Genomic DNA, 20,312 nt, shown 5'->3' with positions numbered 1-20,312 from the left:
ACAAAAAGGTTTTCATATTTAATAGAACTGTAAAAAAGAACGTCATTTTATAAAACCTACCAAAAGAATTTATAAATTTGTTAGATAAATAAAAACACTTTTGTTGAGAACAAATATTTCAGAAAAAACATTACAAGATTTAGAATTTACGACTGTTTTACAGCATGTTTCAGAACATTGTATTAGTGGTCTAGGTAAAGAAAAAGTTTTTAATACAACACCTATAGAAAGTAGAAAGCAATTGTTTAGAGAATTGCATTTGGTAAACGAATATTTATCTTCTTTTGAGAGTGAAAACAGAGTGCCAAATCATGGTTTTGATAATGTTACAGAAAATGTAAAACGTTTGGCAATAGAAAACAGTTTTATAGAAACAGAAGCTTTTTTAAAAATTGCAACGACTTCTTTAACTGTAAATGAATTGATTAAATTTTTTAAAAAATTTAAAGTTCAGTTCCCAACATTTTTTGAAGTTTCTCAAAAAATAGAATTTACAACCTATGTAGATGATGAAATAAAAAAAATTATTGATATTTCTGGTGAAGTAAAAAACAATGCTTCTGCCGCATTAAAACAAATTAGAAGAGACATTAATAACATTAGAGGTAAAATTGGTGCAAGTTTTTCTAGTGCTTTATCAAAAGCAATTTCCGCAGGTTATTTAGATGATATTAAAGAAACAATTGTAGATAATCAGCGAGTATTGGCTGTTTCTGCAATGCACAGAAGAAAAGTTGCTGGTAGTTTATTGGGCGCTTCTAAATCTGGTAATATCGTTTATATAGCGCCACAAGCAACTTTAGCATATAGTAGAGAATATCAAAATTTAGTGTACGAAGAAAAGCAAGAAGTAATTAAAATATTACGTGCTTTAGCAGAAACAATTCGTCCTTTTACGCCACTTCTAGAAGAATATTTAGATTTTTTAGTTCATACAGATGCTGTTGGTGCAAAAGCGAAGTATTCTAGAGAAATGAATGCTGTGTTGCCTAAAATTACGAAAGAAAAAAGAGTTTATTTTAAAAACGCTTATCATCCTATTTTATGGAAAAAAAATAATGCGCAAAACTTAGAAACCATTTCGCAGTCTATAGAATTAAATGAAAAACAGCAAATTATAGTAATTTCTGGACCAAATGCAGGTGGAAAAAGTATCACTCTAAAAACAATAGGTTTGCTACAATTAATGTTGCAAAGCGGTTTATTAATTCCGGTTGATGAAAGAAGTCAAACCTATATTTTTGATACAATTTTAACTGATATTGGAGATAATCAATCCATAGAAAATCAATTAAGTACTTATAGTTATCGCTTAAAAAATATGCGCTATTTTTTAAGAAAATGTAATGAAAACACCTTGTTTTTAATTGATGAATTTGGTACTGGTTCTGATCCAGAGTTAGGTGGTGCTTTAGCAGAAATTTTCTTAGAAGAGTTTTATAATAAAAAAGCATTCGGTATTATAACAACACATTATTCTAATTTAAAAGTTTTAGCAAACGAATTAGACAATGTTATCAATGCAAATATGCAGTTTAACGAGAGAACTTTAGAACCGTTATACAAACTATTTGTAGGACAAGCAGGTAGTTCTTTTACTTTTGAAGTTGCACAAAAAAACGGAATTCCTTTTAGCTTAATTAATAAAGCTAAAAAAAGAGTCGAAACAGAAAAAGTTAGATTAGATAAAACAATTTCTAAACTGCAAAAAGAACGTAGTAGATTGCAAAGAACTTCTGATAATCTTGAAAAACAAAAGTCTAAAGGACAAGAACATTTGGATAGTTTACAAGAAAAAGAAGATAAAATTCAGTCTAAACTAGCTGGTTTTCAAGAGTTATATGATAATAACCAAAGAATGCTTTCTCTTGGTAGAAAAATTAACGAGTTTCTAAACAAATACTTTCAAAATAATAATAAAAAAGAATTAAACACTAGTTTTAATAAATGGGTTGCAGACGAAAAAGTTAAGTACGCAAAGAAAAACCCAATAAAGCCTAAAACCAAATCTCAAAAACAAAAAGCAAAAGTTGTAGAAAAACAAATGCAAGAGGTTATAAAAAAGGTAGAAAAAGAAGTATTAAAAAAGGTTGTTGAAGTTAGAAAAGAGAAAAAAATAGAAGAAATTAAAGTTGCAAAAGAAAAGGCTTCTTACAATTATAAAATTAATGATCGTGTTAGAATTATAGACTCTAATTCTGTAGGAACTATTGATAAAATTGACAAGAAAAATGTTACTATTAATTATGGCGTATTCACTACAAAAACAACTTTAAATAAAATTGAACTTGTAGAAAAAGCTAAAAAATAGAAGCTTCAAAATTTAAAATACTAGAATTAGGCATAAAAAATTAATATAAATTTCAATTCAGTAATAATTTTGAGCCTTTTTTGTAAAATCAATAAAAATATACAAACCACTTCCCTATTCTGTAATTATCATTATTTTATTCAGATATTTGTTTTAACAACACCTATTTAAAAAAGAAAATGATTCAAAATACTGTTTTAAAACAACTTCATAATTCACTTTCTGGAGACGTCTTATTCGACAACTTACATAAAACGTTGTATGCTACAGATGCATCTGTTTATCGAAAAATACCTTTGGCGGTTGCTTTTCCTAAAAATGATAAAGATTTAAAAACATTAATTGAATTTGCAAAAAAAAACAACACCACTTTAATACCAAGAACAGCAGGTACATCTCTTGCAGGCCAATGTGTTGGTGATGGTATTGTAGTTGACGTTTCTAAACATTTTACAAAAATTATTTCTTTTGATGCAGTAAATAAAACTGTTACACTTCAACCTGGTGTTGTTAGAGATTCTTTAAATGTTTATTTAAAAGAATTCGGATTGTTTTTTGGACCAAATACTTCTACCTCTAATCGATGCATGATTGGCGGAATGGTTGGTAACAATTCATCAGGAAGCACTTCTATAAAATATGGTGTAACTAGAGACAAAGTTTTAGAAATTAAAGCCATTTTAAGTGATGGAAGTTCTGCTACTTTTAATGAAATTACTTCTGATGAGTTTCTTGAAAAAATAAAAGAAAATACGCAAGAAGGTAAAATTTATAGAGCAATTTACTCTGAGTTATCTCAAATTGAAAATCAGAAAGAAATAAAAAAAGAATTTCCGAAAGAAACAATTCATAGAAGAAACACTGGTTATGCAGTTGATGAGTTTTTATCTTCAAATTTATTTGGCGGAACTGAATCTACAATTAATATTGCTAAATTTCTAAGTGGTAGCGAAGGCACATTAGCTTTTTCTACCTCGATTACACTTCAATTAGACGATTTACCACCTACTGAAAGTATAATGGTTTGTACGCATTTTAAAAGTATAAACGAAAGCCTAATTGCTACTGTAACTGCAATGAATCATAATTTATACAATTGTGAACTTATGGATAAAACCATATTAGATTGTACTAAAAACAATAGAGATTTGGCAAAAAATCGATTCTTTTTAAAAGGTGATCCAGAAGCTGTTTTAATGTTAGAAGTTTCTGCAAATTCTTTAGATAAAGCAGAGGTTTTAGCTGATAATTTAATTAAAGATTTAGAAAAAAATAATTTAGGTTATCATCACCCCAAAGTTTACGGTAAAGACATTGCAAAAGTTCATTATTTAAGAAAAGCAGGTTTAGGTGCTTTAGGTAATATGATTGGCGATATGAAAGCAGTTGCATGTATAGAAGATACAGCGGTTGCCTTAGAAGATTTACCAAATTATATTGAAGAATTTACCCAAATAATGTCTAAATACAAGCAAAATGCAGTGTATTATGCACATGCTGGCGCTGGTGAATTGCATTTAAGACCAATATTAAATTTAAAAAAGAAAGCAGATGTTGTTTTATTTAGAAAAATAACTACTGAAACTGCAGAATTGGTTAAGAAATACAAAGGTTCGTTTAGCGGCGAACATGGGGATGGTATTGTACGTGCAGAATTTATTCCGTTAATGATTGGTGAAAAAAATTATCAATTGCTAAGAAGAATAAAAAAAGCTTTTGATCCCGATAACATTTTTAACAAAGGTAAAATTACAGATGCTTTTTCCATGGATGAGAATTTGCGTTATGAAATTGATCGTGATGAGCCAGAAATTAAAACAATTCAAGATTTTTCTGATAGTGAAGGGATTTTAAAATTAGCAGAAAAATGTAATGGTTCTGGCGATTGTAGAAAACCCGTAGAAGCTGGCGGAACAATGTGCCCTAGTTATAGAGCAACAAAAGACGAAAAAGATACCACACGTGCAAGAGCAAATACTTTACGTGAATTTCTAACAAATTCTAATGAAGCAAATAAATTCAATCATAAAGAGTTAAAAGAAGTATTTGACTTGTGTTTAAGCTGTAAAGCTTGTGCTTCAGAATGCCCAAGTAATGTTGATATTGCTACTATGAAAGCAGAATTTTTATATCAATATCAAGAAACAAATGGTTATTCTTTTAGAAGTAAATTATTTGCAGAAAATGTAAAATACAATAAGTTGGGTAGCATTGTACCTAGTTTAACAAATGCTATTTTAAGTACACCGTTTGCTAAAGCTGCCATGGGTGTTGCTAAAGAAAGAACAGTACCTAAATTAGCAAAATCAACTTTAAAAAAATGGTATAAAAAACAACCAATTACAAAATATAAAAAAACAGTTTATTTATTTTGTGATGAATTTACTAACTTTTATGATGTAGAAATTGGTAAAGATGCTTATTCCTTATTAGATAAACTTGGCTATAATTTAAAAATTGTAAACCATGAAGAATCTGGAAGAAGCTATATTTCTAAAGGATTTTTAAAACAAGCTAAAGCTGTTTGTAATTTTAATGTAACTACTTTTAAAGATATTATTACAGAGAAAACTCCTTTAATAGGAATAGAACCTTCTGCTATTTTAACTTTTAGAGATGAATATATTCGATTAGCAGATGACAAAAAATCCGCAGAAAAAATTGCAAAAAATGTGTTTACTTTTGAAGAATTTCTTGCAAAAGAATTAGAAAACAAAAAGTTTGATACTAATGTATTTACTAATAAAACTAAAACTTTAAAGGTTCATGGGCATTGTCATCAGAAAGCTTTATCTGGTACACACGCAAGTTTTCAAATTTTAAATATTCCTAAAAATTATAACGTAACAATTATAAACTCTGGTTGTTGTGGTATGGCAGGTTCTTTTGGTTATGAAAAAGAACATTACCAAATTTCTATGCAAGTAGGTGAAGATACTTTATTTCCTAAAATTAGAAATACACCTAAAGAAACAGAAATTGCCGCTGCAGGTACAAGTTGCAGACATCAAATTTACGACGGTACAAAACGAATTGCCAAACACCCAATAACTATTCTAAAAGAAGCATTATCTTAGTAAAATGCAAAACAAAAATAAAATAGCTTCTATGCTTACGCTAATTATTGCAGGCGAAGCTATTTTTTTACTTCCGTTTATCTTAATGCGTGTTTTTAAACCAATTATTAGAGATGTATTTGTAATTTCTGATGCTCAAATTGGTGAAGCCCAAGCATTATATGGCTTAACAGCTGTTATTTCTTATTTTATTGGTGGCTTTCTAGCAGACAAATGGCAAGCAAGAAAACTACTTACGTTATCTTTAATTTTAACTGCTTTTGGTGGATTTTGGATGACTATGATTCCGTCTATAAATAGCTTGAAAATATTATATGCATTTTGGGGAGTTTCTACAATATTATTATTTTGGGCATCGCTTATAAAAGCAACTAGACAATGGGGAAATAAGAAAAATCAAGGATTATCATTTGGTTTATTGGATGGTGGTAGAGGCTTTTTTGCAGCTTCCATCGCTTTGTTTGGCGCAAGTATTCTTACATCCTTTTTTCCTAAAAATGCCCTTGAAATTAGCCAAGAAACTAAAATAGAAACTTTACAATACATAATTGGAGCAATAACCTGTATTGTTTTTTTAATTGCCTTTTTAGTTTGGAAATTCTTACCAAAAGATGATGTTAAAAATTTAAATACAGAAGCTAAATTCAATTTTAAAAAAGCTTTCTCTTTACTAAAACAGAAAAAAATAATTTATCATTCATTAATTATTTTTTGTGCATATTGTGCTTATAAGCTTACAGGAGTTTATGGCACTTATGCAAAAGATGTGTGGAATTTCAGTTTGCAAGAAGCTACATATTTTGCTGTTTTTATTCAGTATATAAGACCATTATCAGCAATTTCGATTGGGTATGTTGCTGATAAACTAATACCTTCAAAAATTTTAATCCCTAGCTTTATACTATTAATTTTCTGCTCTTTACTATTAGGTTCTGGTGTTTTTAAAAACCAAATAATTGCATTTTCTTTTACAAGTTTTATTTTAATGGCTTTTGGTACTTATGCACTAAGAGGTTTATATTTTGCAATCATAGAAGAAACCAACACGCCTATACAGTTTACAGGTACTTTAGTTGGTATTATATCTGTAGTTGGTTTTACACCAGATATTTTTATGTCTCTTTTTAACGGTTATATGTTGGGTGAAAATCCGACAATTAACGAATATGAAAATTTATTTTTAACATTTACCATAATCCCTATTATAGGCTTAATTGCAGCTTTGGGATTTAGAAAATCTATACAAAATGAGTAAAAAACAAAAGTATGCTCCTTCTAAAGAAAGGTATGACAAAATGAATTATAGAAGAACTGGAAATAGCGGATTATTACTACCGGAAATTTCTTTAGGTTTATGGCATAATTTCGGAGAAAATGACGATTTTAAAAATGCTAGAAATTTAATTAAATGTGCCTTTGACCACGGAATTACTCATTTTGATTTGGCTAATAATTATGGTCCACCATACGGTTCTGCAGAAACTACTTTTGGAAAAATCCTTAAAAAAGATTTTAAAAACTATAGAGATGAAATGATTATTTCATCTAAAGCAGGTTACGATATGTGGGAAGGACCTTACGGGAATAATGGTTCAAAGAAATATTTAATTTCTAGTTTAGACCAAAGTTTACAACGGTTAAATCTTGATTATGTTGATATATTTTATCATCACAGACCAGATTACAATACGCCTTTAGAAGAAACAATGGGCGCCTTAGATTTAATGGTTAAACAAGGTAAAGCTTTGTATGTTGGTTTATCTAATTACAAACCAAAAGAGGCAAAAAAAGCATTTGAAATTTTAAAAGAGTTAGGTACACCTTGTTTAATACATCAACCACGTTATAGTCTGTTTGACCGTTGGGTAGAAGATGGTTTATTAAATTTATTAGAAGAATCTAAAGTTGGTGCCATTTGTTTTTCTCCGTTAGCACAAGGTATGTTAACTGATAAATATATTAATGGTTTACCAAAAGATTCTAGAGCTATAAAAGATGGTAGATATTTAAAAACAGATATGGTTTTAGAAAATTTATCAAAGATTAAAGCATTAAATGAAATTGCAATAAATAGAAACCAAAATTTGGCTCAAATGGCTATTTCTTGGATTTTAAAAGATGAAAGAATTACATCTGTATTGATTGGAGCAAGTAAAACTTCTCAAATTTCTGATAGTTTAAAAGCTTTAGAAAACATCATTTTTGATAATGAGGAATTAGAACAAATTAAAAAAGTTTTAAAAATGAAATAATTTTTTAAACCAAATCAAAAAAAATAGTACCTTTATGTGCATAATAAAGTAAAAATATGATTCTGAAAAAGATAACCCCCATCTTATTTTTAGCTATATCTATAGCTAGTTGCTCAATATTAAAAGCACAAAATTCTGTAAATCTTTCTTTACATCAAGATATGAAACTTCTTATTTGGGGTGATGAACTTGGTAACCGAGCGGGAACTTTAAATTATAACTTTAGATTAAAACACGAAACCCAAGACAAAAAATACGGATATTTTATGTACGGTTTAGAGTTTGAGCAAGCTCTTTTAGATGATATTTATACTCGATTTGGCGCTTTTGGCGGATTTTCTTTTATGGAAGTTTTAGATGATTACAATTTTCATGTAACCCCAAGTATTGGCGCTGGTATTATCAACCGAACAGGTAAAAATTTATTTAGTTTATCTGCAGGTTTGCAATTTGAATACTTTTTAGGAGACAGATTTAGATTAAGCGTATTAAATCAAATAACTCAGAGAACAGATTTAGAATATTTATACGATGATTTAAAATATCGATATAGTTTCTTTATCGGTTTTGAATACACTTTATTTGAAGTGAAAAGAAAAAGAAGGCCTTAATTTTTAAGACCAAAACTCTCTTTGCTTATTTAACTCTTCTTCTTCCTTTGTTAATTGCTCTATCTGCTCTACAGTTAAAACTTTTAAAAATGAAGGATGTTGTTCGATCGCATATTCAATTTTAGTTACAATTTCTGCAACCGTTTCGTTATCATAATCAATATCTAAAGGCTCTTTAATAACCATAGATTGTAAAACATTTCGCTTTTTTATAGACAAGCCTTTTTTATCAAAAGAACGTCTAAAACCATCAATAACAATAGGTACAACAACTGGTTTACAAGTTTTAATAATGTGTGCTGTTCCTCTTCTAATTGGTTTAAAAGGAGTTGTTGTTCCTTGCGGAAATGTTATAACCCAACCATCTTTAATGGCTTTTTGAATATTAGAAATATCAGAGTTTTTAACTTGCCTGTTTACATTTTTACCAGCACTTCGCCATGTTCTATCAATAGAAACAGAACCAGCATAAGCAAATAATTTAGGTAAAATACCAGATTTCATAGTTTCTCCGGCAGCAACAAAGTAAATATTTAACTTCGGATTCCAAATGTAACCTACATTTTTAATCGAATCATCTCTACCTTTTAAGGCTGCATTAAAAACATGAAACATTGCAGCAACATCTGCAAAATACGTTTGATGGTTCGAAATAAATAAAACATTTCTATCTGGTAAATTTCTTAATATTTCAGATCCTTCAATTTGTAAATTATTAAACTTACGATATCTTCCATGAGAAATTACACCAAAAATTCTAATAATCATTTTTTTTAAAAACAAAATATGACCAAAAGGATTTCTTTTAAATAAAGGCATTATAGATTAATTTTTAATACTTGGTTAACTGCAAATTTACAAAACAATTTACAAACCTTATTGTTTTAAAAGTTCTTTAATTTCTGATAACATCATTGCTGTTGCACCCCAAACAACATAACCATTTAGTTTAAAGCAAGGTACATCTGTATTTTTCATGTATGAGGTGCTTAAATTGACCGTTGTTAGCGATGTATCATTTAATAAATCTTCTAATAAAACCTCTATGGTAGTTTCTACTTCGTAATTTGTAATAAATTTTGGTCTTTTAGATAGATAACCTATAAATGGTGTTGCTAAAAAATTACTTGGCGGAATGTAAACATCTGTAAGTTCTCTTATAATTTCTACCGATGCTGTTTTTATACCAATCTCTTCATTTGCTTCTCTTATTGCTGTAGCTTCTAAATTTTTATCAGAAACATCAATTTTTCCACCAGGAAAACTTATTTGTGCAGAATGTGTGCCTTTATAACTAGCTCTTTCTGTTAAAATAAATGTAGTTTCATTATTTTCATTAGGGTAAAATAATGCCAAAACTGCAGCTTTCTTTGGATTACTCGCTTTTATTTTATCTGCATCATATCTTAATCTAAGTTCTGGCGCTAATTTAAACTGAGCATCTAAACCACCTAATTTGCTTGTTTTAAAAGAGTTTATATTTGATTTAAATTGATTAAATTTCACTTTAAAATGTATTTTAGAATTAAACTAATGCCTTTTAAATATAATAATTATTTTTTGGCAAGAATTTTGAATAGATATTAAATATGAATAATAAATACAAAAAATTAATAGCAAGTATTGCATTAGATGCTTTTGGCTTAATACCAGTACCTTTTTTAGATTTTCTTTGGGCGCCAATATCTGGTTATATAATGACTAAGATGTACAAAGGTAAAGAAGGTAAAGTTGCCGGTATAGTTTCTTTTTTAGAAGAGATTTTACCTTTAGATATAATACCAACTTTTACCATTATGTGGGTTTATAGCTACATCATAAATAAGAGAAAAAATGAAGAATTAATAGAAAATTAATCTTCTTTTTTAAATAAAAATCCTAAACCCAATCTACTTAAAAACTTTTTTTCGAAAGCCCAAAAGAATTTAAATTGCCCAAAAATCCAACCAACTATTGGTAACGTTAATTGGTAAACCGGAAAAATAAGTAATATTCTTAATGGCCAGTATATAAAACCTGATATTGTTTCTCTGTCTAATCCTAAAAAAGCAGTAATTGGTTTTGCAACCCAAGCGGCAAAAGAACCGTTTATTGCAAAAACAATAAAAATAGCAACTACAGACCAGTTACTTTCTATATTCCAACGTTTTTTTAATTTCTCCATAAAAATAATTAAGCTTTAGTTTTAGATTTCCTAAACATTAGCCAAACACCTATTAAAACCAAAGGTATACTTAAAACTTGTCCTGTATTTAAAGGACTAAATATCCATTCTTCTCCTCTTTGTTGAACTTGTGGTTCTTTTAAAAATTCTATTATAAATCTTAAAGACCATAAAACAACCATAAACAAACCAAATAAAAATCCTGTTTGTTGTTTTTTATCAGTTTTCCAGTACAAATACCACATCACAAAAAATAGAGCCAAATAACTAAAAGCTTCGTATAATTGCGTAGGATGTCTTGGTGTAGTTTCTCCTGCTGCTTTAAAAATTACACCAAAATTACTTCCTGTTTCTTTTCCATAAATCTCTGAATTAAAAAAGTTACCAAAACGAATAAAAAATCCTGCTAAAGCAACCATTATTGCCAATCTATCTAAAATAAACAACCAAGGTTTTTGTAAATGTTTTTTTGCATAAAAATACATCGCAATTGGAATACCAATGGCAGCACCATGACTAGCAAAACCTGTAAAACCTGTAAACTTCCACCCTTCTGCAGATTTTTTAAATGGTAAAAATATTTCTAATAAATTATGCTGATAATAATCCCAACTGTAAAAGAAAACGTCTCCTAAACGCATTCCTATTAACATCGATAGAAAAACATACATAAACAATGGATCCATTTTTTCTACAGGAATTTTGTCTTCGATATATATTTTTTTCATAAAACGCAAGCCTAGTAAAAATGCTGCTACAAACATTAAACTATACCAACGAACTGTAAAAAAACCTAAATCTATTCCTATAGACGGATTCCATTCTATTGCTAAAAAACTCATATTTTTATTTTTTCTAAGTGCGAAAGTAATAAAGCAATCGCTGTTTTAAATAAATTAATTGTTATTCTTTCTTTTCTGGCACAGGATCATAACCACTACCGCCCCAAGGATGGCAACTAAATATTCTTTTTAAGGCTAACCAACCACCAGAAAACAAACCATGTTTTTGCAACGCTTCTATTGTATAATGAGAACACGTTGGACTATATCTACATGTTGCTGGTGTAAATGGAGAAATAGCCGTTTGATAAAAACGGACTAAAAGAATAAATGGATATGAAAGGATTTTTTTCAATATTAAATTTTAAAAAGCACTTTAATTTTATAGACCAAAATCTAAAAAAATTAATTTAAACTAAAAGTTGTACCATCCTTACCGTCTTTTAATTGAATTCCTAATGCAATTAATTCATCTCTAATTTGGTCTGATAATGCCCAATCTTTATTTTCTCTTGCTTCTTTTCTTAATTTTATAAGCAACTCTACAACACCATTTATTTTTTCTGAACTATCTTGTGAATTTTCATTCATCAATCCTAAAACATCAAAAACAAATGCATTTATAGTTGCTGTAAATGTTGCTAAATCATCCGCAGTTAAACTTGCTTTATTTTCTTTAATTTGATTGATCACTTTTACAGCTTCAAATAAATGTGAAATTAAAATTGGTGTATTAAAATCATCATTCATGGCTGCGTAGCAATCTTTTTTCCAAGAATCAACATTAAAAGTAGATGTTTTTTTAGCTTCTATTTTATCTAAAAAAGTAACGGCCTCCATTAATTTAGCGTGTCCTTTTTCCGAAGCTTCTAAAGCTTCACCAGAAAAATCTAAAATACTTCTGTAATTTGCTTGCATGTTAAAAAAACGAACAACACTTGCAGAAAATGCTTTTGGTAAAATATCGTTCTCTCCTGATAAAATTTCATTCGGAAGAATAAAATTACCCGTAGATTTAGACATTCTTTGGCTATTTAATAAAAGCATATTTGTGTGCATCCAATAATTAACAGGAGTTACACCACTACATGTTTGAGATTGTGCAATTTCACATTCGTGATGTGGGAATTTTAAATCCATTCCGCCACCGTGAATGTCAAAATTTTCTCCTAAATACTTTGTACTCATCACAGAACACTCTAAATGCCAACCAGGAAAACCATCTGACCAAGGAGAAGGCCAACGCATAATATGTTTTTCATCAGCTTTTTTCCAAAGTGCAAAATCTTGCGGATTTTTTTTGTCTGATTGTCCGTCTAAAGTTCTTGTATTATTTAATAGATCTTCTACTTTTCTACCAGATAAAATTCCGTAATTTTCTTTTTTATTGTATTCGTGTACATCAAAATACACAGAACCATTTACCTCATACGCAAATCCTTTTTCTATGATTTCTTTAATCATTTCTATTTGCTCTACAATATGCCCTGTTGCAGTTGGCTCTATACTTGGTGGTAAAAAGTTGTAATTTTTTAAAACATCATGAAAATCTACAGTATAACGCTGTACAACTTCCATAGGTTCTATTTGTTCTAAACGTGCTTTTACAGCAATTTTATCTTCACCTTCATCTGCATCATTTTCTAAATGACCAGCATCTGTTATGTTACGTACATAACGTACTTTATAACCTAAGTGTAATAAATATCTATACACAACATCAAAAAACATAAAGGTTCTTACGTTACCTAAATGGGCGTTGCTATATACGGTTGGTCCGCAGACATACATGCCTACGTATCCTTCTGTTATCGATTTAAAATCCTCTTTCTTTTTAGTAAGAGAATTGTATACTTTCAATTGATTTTCTTTGTAGAGTTCCATTAAAAAAAGTGACTAATTACAGCGGATAAAGATAGGCACTTTATTAAGAATAGAGAAATGGAATTTGAGTGAAGTTTACTTAATTATGTGTTTCTAATTTTACTTGATTGTAATAGCACTAAATTGCCCATTTACTTTTAACAAGTTATTAGTTGTTGCATCATTTTTAAAATATTTTACTCTTTCGTTTTTCAAATTAACCTTATTTACTTGATATTTATATTTAGAGTGCACGTTACCAAAGTTTAAGATTGCTTCTGAGTTACTTAAATCTAAAACAAACTCTTCGAAATTTGCATCAAAACCTTTAATAGTAATTTCGCCAAATTTATCTGTTACTGCGACTTTTTTATTGATTTTATCGATTTCTAATTTCGAAAAATTATTAAAAATATTAGTATTTGTAACCGATGCTATTTTTGCATCGGTTACATTGTTTAAAAATAAAGTACAAGCGTTTAAACTGTTTATGTTAACTGGTGATGAATCTATATTTAGCTTACCTCCTATTAAGTTATTTGCATTGAAAGTTCCATATTTTAAGCTACCAGAAGCAACAGAGTTAGGTAAATTTACTTTACAATGACGAGTATTTAATTTAAAAGTAGCAGCTTTGGGTACTCTTATTTCTATCGTTTTTTTAATTTTTACATTTTTACCATTTACTTCTTTCTCATCAGCATTAAAATTGAAATTAAATTTCATGTTTTTTAAACTTTCTTGTGCTTTTAACAAACCTTGTTTAATCTGCTCTTTATCAATATTTTTGATTTGGAGTTTAGCCTCATTTAAAGCTTCTTTTAACTTTTGCTTATCGATGTTTTTTAAATGATTTTTAGAATTTCTTAATTCAGCTCTAATTCTTTTGCCAGAATTGTTAAGTTCTTCTTCAATTTCTTTAAATCGTTTTGTTTTTTTGAATTCTTCCCATTCTTTTTTAGACTTAATAATGATGTGTTCGTTATCATTATGATATTCGAAAGAGTATTTATTTTCTCTTATCATTCTTTTTTCAATATCTTCTAAAGAATCAAAGTCAAAGTCAAAATCGAAGTCCATTTCTGGAATTTCAATATCTTCAATTTCTGGAATTTTGATATCAGCAATATTAATATCAGGAATGTTTATATCCATATTTTCAAAAAAGACAATATTATTTAAGCCTAAAGATTTGCCAGAATTCGAAACAACACTTACTTTTTTCTTGTTTCCGAGTGCTTCAAAATTCCATTTTTTAAAGTACTCTTCTGCTTTTTCCTTAGAAATTCCTTCTACTTCTATCGTTGCAATTACAGAAACTTCATTTTTATTCCAAGTAGTTACGTTTATTGTAGAATTAGATGCATTAATATCTAATTGTACATCTTTATTTACGGTAAAAGATTCTGTATATTTTTTGTCGAATTTTTGCGCATAAATAGTACCGAGTAATAGAAATGCAACTAAAAAACTGAATGTATTATATAATTTGATTTTCATTTTGTGTTTTATTTAAATTTTTAAGTTGTTGTAATTGCTTTTTCAAGCGTTGTAACAGCTGTAATCGTAATTTTAAATTACTTATTAATGCATTTATGGTAACATCATTAACCCCTTTTGTATTGAGCTCTTGGGTTAATAATTTATATTCTTTTGTTAATTCTGATATTTTAGATAAATAATCATCTATAACCTCTTTATTCTCTTCTGTTAATTCTAATTGACTAATTTCTAAACTAATACTACTTTTATAGTATTTTTCTATGGTTTCAAATTCTGGCGATATACTTCCTAAACTTATTTCTTTAGTTATTTTTTTTGTTTCGTTAATAGATTTTGAAGGATAAAACTGCACACAAATACTAACTAATAAAGCTACAGTTGCAGCAATACTTAACCATTTATAATTAATTTTAGTTTTCTTTTTACCATGCAATTCTTTTTCTAATAAAGCTTCAAATTTATTTACGTGATTTGCTGATAAATCAACCTTTTCTTCTTTGTATTTCTTTACAGAATCTCTAATATCTTGCGGCATACATCGTGTTTTTTAGTTTTTCTTTTAATACTTTTTTACCTCTTAACAATTGTGTTCTAGACGTGTTTTCTGTAATATTTAATATTTCAGAAATTTCTTGATGATCGTAACCTTCTAGCAAGTACAAAGTTAAAACCAGTCTGTATTTTTCTTTTAACGAGTTTATATTCGTTACAATTTCATCTACGGAAATTGTGTTTTCTACTTGCCAATCTTCTTCTTCTACTTTTGTAATAACATCGTTATTTATGGCTATTAATTCTAATTTATTTTTCTTTAATAAATCGATACTTTGATTGATTACAATTCTTTTTAACCAAGCACCAAAAGCAACTTCATTTTTGTAATTTTTAATATTTTTAAAAGCCTTAATAAAAGCATCTTGCATTACATCTTCTGCCAAAAACCTATCTTTAACATATCTATTTGCAACCATAAACATAGCGTTGCAATATAAATTATACAATTGCATTTGCGACTTTGCGCAATTGTTTTTGCATTTATTAATTATAGGTTGATGTAATTGTTTGGTTGATGTCATTACTTCTTTCTTACTCTAAAGACGATACATTTTTTGAAGTGTTGCAAAATTTGTAATTAATTATCTTTAAATTTACATAAAAGTGATTTAACTTAATGAAAAAGAAGGTTATTAGTGTCTTAAAACAGCAAGAGAATGTCTACATTTTTTGTTTGTTTTTATTATTCTTTCCATTAAAAACTCAATTACAAAATGGAATTATGTTTCTTTTTGATGTTGTTTTTCGAAACGGAATTACAACCGAAAACTTTACTTATAATTATAAAGGAATTTTTATTGGATGTGATAAAATAGCTCTTTTTAGAAAAACAAGTCTTAATTTTAATTGGTTTCAAAAAGATGGAATATATTGGATACAATTTATTCCATCACTTTTAGCGTTCTTATTACTTTATAGAGGAACCAAAAAAAATACTTCAATTTTGCTATTAGATTGGATTTGGATTGTTATTTCGTGTTTTAGTATTTTAACTTCATTAAATAATATACAATCCATAATAATCAATTTTCATAGTTATAGTAGTTCTCAAATCATAAGAACATTGCCAATTACAGTATTTTTTTTGTTAATTGGAATATATATACTTATTAGAATATTTACATTTAAAGAACGTATACAAGCAATTACATTTGGTCTTTTAGGATTTTATTGTAGTTTCTTCCTTTGGATGAAATATTTAGGTCCAATTATTCTTCCTATTATTTAATAAATAACTTATTTTTACTTTAAAGTTTACTCTTAAAATGAACAAAAACTCTTCTGCTTTATACGAAAAAGATGGTGTTTCACAACCAGAAACTACTTGTAGATCTTCTGCGGAAAAAATTAAACTAAATAGAGTAAAACAAAACTCTGTTAATGAGTTTGTTGCTAAAATTTTGGAAGGAAATATCACTTTTTTAAGTAAAGCAATCACGTTAGTAGAAAGTGCTAATTCGAAACATCAAGAAAAGGCAAACCAAATTTTAGAAAAATGTTTACCACACGCAAATAAATCTGTAAGAATTGGTATTACTGGTGTTCCAGGTGTTGGTAAAAGTACATTTATAGAGGCTTACGGTAAATATTTAACTTCTAAAGGTAATAAAGTTGCTGTTTTGGCAGTAGACCCAAGTAGCTCTGTAAATAAAGGTTCTATTTTAGGCGATAAAACAAGAATGGAACAGCTTGTAACAGATAAAAATGCTTTTATTAGGCCTTCGCCTTCAGGTACGTCTTTAGGTGGTGTTGCTCAAAAAACAAGAGAAAGCATTATTTTATGTGAAGCTGCCGGTTATGATACTATTATTATAGAAACCGTTGGTGTTGGGCAATCGGAAACCGTTGTGCATTCTATGGTAGATTTCTTTTTATTATTAAAATTAGCCGGTGCTGGAGATGAATTGCAAGGTATAAAAAGAGGAATTATTGAAATGGCAGATGCAATTGTTATTAATAAAGCCGATGGAGAAAATGAAAGAAATACAAAAATTGCAAAAGTTGAATTTAATAGAGCTTTGCATTTATATCCTTTAAAAGAAAGTAAATGGCAACCAAAAGTATTAACTGCTAGCGCACTTCATAACAAAGGTATTGATAAAATTAATCAAATGATTTTAGAATACATTTCTTTAACAAAAGAAAACAAGTATTTTACACAAAAACGAAACGAACAAAATAAATATTGGTTGTTATCTACTATCGATCAGCAATTAAAAGCAAATTTTTATAATAATCCACAAGTTAAAAATGCCTTACAAAACGAGATTAATAATTTAGAAAACGGTATTACAACGCCTTTTAATGCTGCAAAAAAATTATTGAATCTATAAAGCTTATCATTATGACCAAATACTACATTTTTTTTACGTTAATTTTATTGATAACTAGTTGTACTCAAAAAAAAGAACTGAGTTCTATAAATCCAGAAAACTGGACAAAGAGAGCAATTAACATCTCGACTAAAGATTCTCTAGAATATGGAAAATCTTACCTTTCTATTTATTCTCAAATCTACAGTTTGTCTGAGCACAAAAAGCATAACTTAACGGCAATGGTTAGTTTAAGAAATACAAGCGACAAAGATTCTATTTATATTTTAAGTGCTAAATATTACGACACGCACGGTAAAACAATAAGAACTTACTTTGATTATCCTATTTATTTGGCGCCAATGGAAACTACCGAAATTATTATTGATGAAATTGATATAACTGGTGGCACAGGTTCTAATTTTTTGTTTGAATGGAAATTACCTAAAAATAGTTCTGAACCACTTTTTGAAGGTATTATGACTTCTACAATGGGACAACAAGGATTATCGTTTACAACACAAGCAAAAAGAATTGACTAATATCTTACAATTAAAAATGCCTGCTACTAAAAAAGTAACAGGCATCTATCCAACTAAAATCAACCAAAACAAACATGGTCAAAATCTTAACATCATTTTTTAGAAAGTATAAGTAATACTTGCTTTTGCAAAAAATGGTGTACCTGGTGTAAAATGAATTTCTTCTACAGGGTTTTGTTCGTTTTGTAATCTAGATTCTGTAGCAAACTGAGTTTCGTTCCAAGCTACATCAAAAATATTTTCGATTGCCAAACCTAATGTTACGTCTTTCATTTTATAATTTACATTAAAATCTGCAACAAAATAACCTTCTGCAACAATAGAATTATCTTCTGTTGCTGGTCTATCATCTATATATCTATATTGAAATCCTCCAGAAAAATTACCTAAATTATTAACAGACAATCCACCTACTGCGGTAAAATCTGGTGCTAAAGGAATGTAATCTTCTCCTGATATGTTTTCTAAACTTCTAGCTTTTGTAAATGTTACATCTGTATTAAAATATAACCAATCTGTAAATTGATATCTTACACCTAAATCTAAACCATAACGCTCAGATTCTCCAGAAGGTTCTACAATACCAGCATCACCCACATAAACAAATTCTTCTTCGGATAATAAATACCAAACCGCCGTATTAACGACCATATTTTTTGTTGGTTTCCAGATATTACCAAAATCTAAACCATATGCTTTTGGTAAAACTTTATCTGCATTTTGCTGTAAAACAACTCTTGTATCATTACTATGAAATCCAATTCCAGATTTTAAAAACCATTGTAAGTTATCGTTTTGAGAATACAAGAAATTTAATTTTGGTGTTACAATAGCTTTGTTTTTTGTTAACGTATTGTAGTTCGTTTGCAAAGCATCGTTGTAAATAAATTTAAAATAATCTAATCGAACTGCTGGTGATATTTTAAATTTTCCTATTTCAAATTCTGAATTAAAAAATGCATACATATTTGTTTGTCTTACATCTCCTAATTGAATTCTATCGATAATTTCTTGTCTATTTTTTGTGTGAGACAATTCTATATCATTTATAATATCATAGCGTAAACCTGCACCTTTTGTAAATTTAGCTTCAACGTCACCAAATAATTTATTTGAAATTATTTGTGCATTAGCACCAAAAATATCTCTGTTTTCAAATTGTCTAATTTGATCTCCGTTAACAGGATCTTCTAAAAAGAACGTAAAATTAGAAAATAGTTCGAAATTGTATTTAGAATAAAACACATTCGATTTTAAAATACTTTCTTCTGACAAGGTTTTATTTAACTCAACATTAAAATTTGTTCTAGATGTTGTACCTCCTTCTGTATCGTCTATTGCACCAAAACGAGTAATATTACCATTATTTACTTCTCTTTCTGGTATTTGACCTGATGCATCCCAAGTACTTGTAAAGTGAGAGGCTGTTACACTAACTCTGTCTTTACCGTTTAAAAAGGTATTGTATTTACCAAATAAATTTAATCTGTTAAAATTCTGAGGAGATTCGAACGGACCGTCTGTAGCAATATATTCTACAGCAACATAAGCATCATCTTTTTTATTACCTTCTAAAAGGTCGAACATACCTAAAAAACGTTGTGAGTTAAACTGCCCAACTTCCATAGAAATCATGCTGTTTTGTATGCTTTTTTTTGTAGAAAAGTTAACATAACCAGCCGTATTAAAGTCGCCTTGTTTTGCATAATAAGGTCCTTTACCAAAATCAATTTTTTGAATTGTTTCTGGTATTACAAAGTGTAAATCACTATAACCTTGACCATGTGCGTGCGAAACCATGTTTATTGGCATACCATCTACAGAAAGTGTAACATCTGTACCATGATCAATATCAAAACCACGTAAAAATATTTGTTCTGCTTTTCCGCCACCGGCATGTTGCCCAATAATTAAACCTGGTACTTTTCTTAAAATTTCTTGTGAATTGTTAACAGGATTAACTTCTAAATCTATTTTAGATATCGTTTGTAAAGCATTAATTTCTTTTCTTAAAACCAACTCTTCTAATTGAAATACCTTAGTTTTTAAAACAACTTTAAAATCATTAAAATTTTCTGCTGTTAATACAACTTCTTGTTTCTGAAATCCTAAAATACCTATTTGAATTGTGTCACCAATATTGGTATTTAATACTTTAAAATTTCCGTTTAAATCTGAATGTGTATGCGCATTAGAGCTAACATTAAACACATATGCATTTTCTACAGGATTATTATAAGTATCTATAATTTTACCCTTTAATTCTTGTGCCTTTGTTTGTAAACAAGTTGCAAGAAAAATAAATGCGAATAGTAAATTTCTCATTTTTATATTTTTTGC

Annotated in this window: 19 protein-coding genes; 9 read left to right on the top strand and 10 right to left on the bottom strand. The window is 28.5% G+C overall.

Features of this window, described 5'->3' with window-relative positions:
* The first annotated feature begins 103 nt into the window (after nt 1-103).
* The 5 genes from B5464_RS13020 (at nt 104) to B5464_RS13000 (ending at nt 8,251) form a co-directional block, all read left to right on the top strand.
* A complete protein-coding gene (locus B5464_RS13020; RefSeq protein WP_079738726.1) occupies nt 104-2,311 on the top strand; it encodes a DNA mismatch repair protein MutS in 2,208 nt (735 codons plus the stop codon).
* A 179-nt stretch (nt 2,312-2,490) separates the two neighbouring features.
* Nucleotides 2,491-5,388, top strand: a complete 2,898-nt coding sequence (locus B5464_RS13015; protein WP_079738725.1) for an FAD-binding and (Fe-S)-binding domain-containing protein — start codon at nt 2,491-2,493, stop codon at nt 5,386-5,388.
* Nucleotides 5,389-5,419: 31 nt separating this feature from the next.
* Complete coding sequence (locus B5464_RS13010; protein WP_231963606.1) at nt 5,420-6,643, top strand: nitrate/nitrite transporter; 1,224 nt, start codon at nt 5,420-5,422, stop codon at nt 6,641-6,643.
* Entirely contained in the window at nt 6,636-7,640 is a 1,005-nt protein-coding gene (locus B5464_RS13005; protein WP_079738723.1) for an aldo/keto reductase, read from the top strand. The genes B5464_RS13010 and B5464_RS13005 overlap by 8 nt, the downstream gene beginning before the upstream one ends.
* Nucleotides 7,641-7,801: 161 nt before the next feature.
* Nucleotides 7,802-8,251 carry a hypothetical protein gene (locus B5464_RS13000; RefSeq protein WP_079738722.1) on the top strand — a complete coding sequence of 150 codons (450 nt, stop codon included), beginning with the start codon at nt 7,802-7,804 and terminating at the stop codon, nt 8,249-8,251.
* A gap of 3 nt (nt 8,252-8,254) precedes the next feature.
* On the opposite strand, the gene B5464_RS12995 is transcribed toward B5464_RS13000, so the two are convergent.
* The gene (locus B5464_RS12995) at nt 8,255-9,070 is read right to left on the bottom strand and encodes a 1-acyl-sn-glycerol-3-phosphate acyltransferase (protein ID WP_077809151.1); all 816 of its coding nucleotides are present in this window, start codon (nt 9,068-9,070) and stop codon (nt 8,255-8,257) included.
* Nucleotides 9,071-9,127: 57 nt separating this feature from the next.
* Nucleotides 9,128-9,757, bottom strand: coding sequence for a CoA pyrophosphatase (locus B5464_RS12990; RefSeq protein WP_079738721.1), 630 nt, complete (start codon nt 9,755-9,757; stop codon nt 9,128-9,130).
* Nucleotides 9,758-9,840: 83 nt separating this feature from the next.
* Between B5464_RS12990 and B5464_RS12985 the strand changes: the two genes are divergently transcribed.
* Nucleotides 9,841-10,107, top strand: a complete 267-nt coding sequence (locus B5464_RS12985; RefSeq protein WP_079738720.1) for a hypothetical protein — start codon at nt 9,841-9,843, stop codon at nt 10,105-10,107.
* On the opposite strand, the gene B5464_RS12980 is transcribed toward B5464_RS12985, so the two are convergent.
* The 7 genes from B5464_RS12980 to B5464_RS12950 form a co-directional block, all read right to left on the bottom strand.
* On the bottom strand, nt 10,104-10,415 hold the full coding sequence (locus tag B5464_RS12980) for a DUF6787 family protein (RefSeq protein WP_079738719.1): 312 nt from the start codon (nt 10,413-10,415) through the stop codon (nt 10,104-10,106). The genes B5464_RS12985 and B5464_RS12980 overlap by 4 nt on opposite strands.
* Nucleotides 10,416-10,423: 8 nt before the next feature.
* Nucleotides 10,424-11,257, bottom strand: a complete 834-nt coding sequence (gene lgt, locus B5464_RS12975) for a prolipoprotein diacylglyceryl transferase (protein WP_079738718.1) — start codon at nt 11,255-11,257, stop codon at nt 10,424-10,426.
* Between the two features lie 61 nt (nt 11,258-11,318).
* Entirely contained in the window at nt 11,319-11,552 is a 234-nt protein-coding gene (gene yidD, locus B5464_RS12970) for a membrane protein insertion efficiency factor YidD (RefSeq protein ID WP_077809146.1), read from the bottom strand.
* Between the two features lie 50 nt (nt 11,553-11,602).
* The gene (gene cysS, locus B5464_RS12965; protein WP_079738717.1) at nt 11,603-13,081 is read right to left on the bottom strand and encodes a cysteine--tRNA ligase; all 1,479 of its coding nucleotides are present in this window, start codon (nt 13,079-13,081) and stop codon (nt 11,603-11,605) included.
* A gap of 99 nt (nt 13,082-13,180) precedes the next feature.
* Nucleotides 13,181-14,560 carry a hypothetical protein gene (locus B5464_RS12960; RefSeq protein ID WP_079738716.1) on the bottom strand — a complete coding sequence of 460 codons (1,380 nt, stop codon included), beginning with the start codon at nt 14,558-14,560 and terminating at the stop codon, nt 13,181-13,183.
* Complete coding sequence (locus B5464_RS12955) at nt 14,541-15,098, bottom strand: hypothetical protein (protein ID WP_079738715.1); 558 nt, start codon at nt 15,096-15,098, stop codon at nt 14,541-14,543. Before B5464_RS12955 ends, B5464_RS12960 begins: the two co-directional genes overlap by 20 nt.
* Nucleotides 15,082-15,570: an RNA polymerase sigma factor gene (locus tag B5464_RS12950; protein ID WP_231963603.1), complete on the bottom strand. Its 489-nt coding sequence runs from the start codon at nt 15,568-15,570 to the stop codon at nt 15,082-15,084. The genes B5464_RS12955 and B5464_RS12950 overlap by 17 nt, the downstream gene beginning before the upstream one ends.
* Nucleotides 15,571-15,734: 164 nt before the next feature.
* Here B5464_RS12950 and B5464_RS12945 point away from each other — a divergent pair, with 164 nt between their 5' ends.
* The 3 genes from B5464_RS12945 to B5464_RS12935 are packed head-to-tail and all read left to right on the top strand — an operon-like array spanning nt 15,735 to nt 17,972.
* Nucleotides 15,735-16,346 (top strand): hypothetical protein, encoded by a 612-nt coding sequence (locus tag B5464_RS12945; protein ID WP_079738714.1) that lies wholly within the window; start codon nt 15,735-15,737, stop codon nt 16,344-16,346.
* A gap of 37 nt (nt 16,347-16,383) precedes the next feature.
* Nucleotides 16,384-17,451, top strand: a complete 1,068-nt coding sequence (gene meaB, locus B5464_RS12940) for a methylmalonyl Co-A mutase-associated GTPase MeaB (RefSeq protein ID WP_079738713.1) — start codon at nt 16,384-16,386, stop codon at nt 17,449-17,451.
* Between the two features lie 11 nt (nt 17,452-17,462).
* On the top strand, nt 17,463-17,972 hold the full coding sequence (locus B5464_RS12935; RefSeq protein ID WP_079738712.1) for a DUF3124 domain-containing protein: 510 nt from the start codon (nt 17,463-17,465) through the stop codon (nt 17,970-17,972).
* A 99-nt stretch (nt 17,973-18,071) separates the two neighbouring features.
* On the opposite strand, the gene B5464_RS12930 is transcribed toward B5464_RS12935, so the two are convergent.
* A complete protein-coding gene (locus B5464_RS12930) occupies nt 18,072-20,297 on the bottom strand; it encodes a TonB-dependent receptor plug domain-containing protein (protein WP_079738711.1) in 2,226 nt (741 codons plus the stop codon).
* Nucleotides 20,298-20,312: the final 15 nt, after the last annotated feature.

The organism is Polaribacter sp. KT 15, from assembly GCF_900143115.1.
GTDB classification, from domain to species: Bacteria; Bacteroidota; Bacteroidia; order Flavobacteriales; family Flavobacteriaceae; genus Polaribacter; species Polaribacter marinaquae.
The sequence above is the reverse complement of the archived record's forward strand: the minus strand, read 5'-3'. Positions and strand labels throughout refer to the sequence as shown.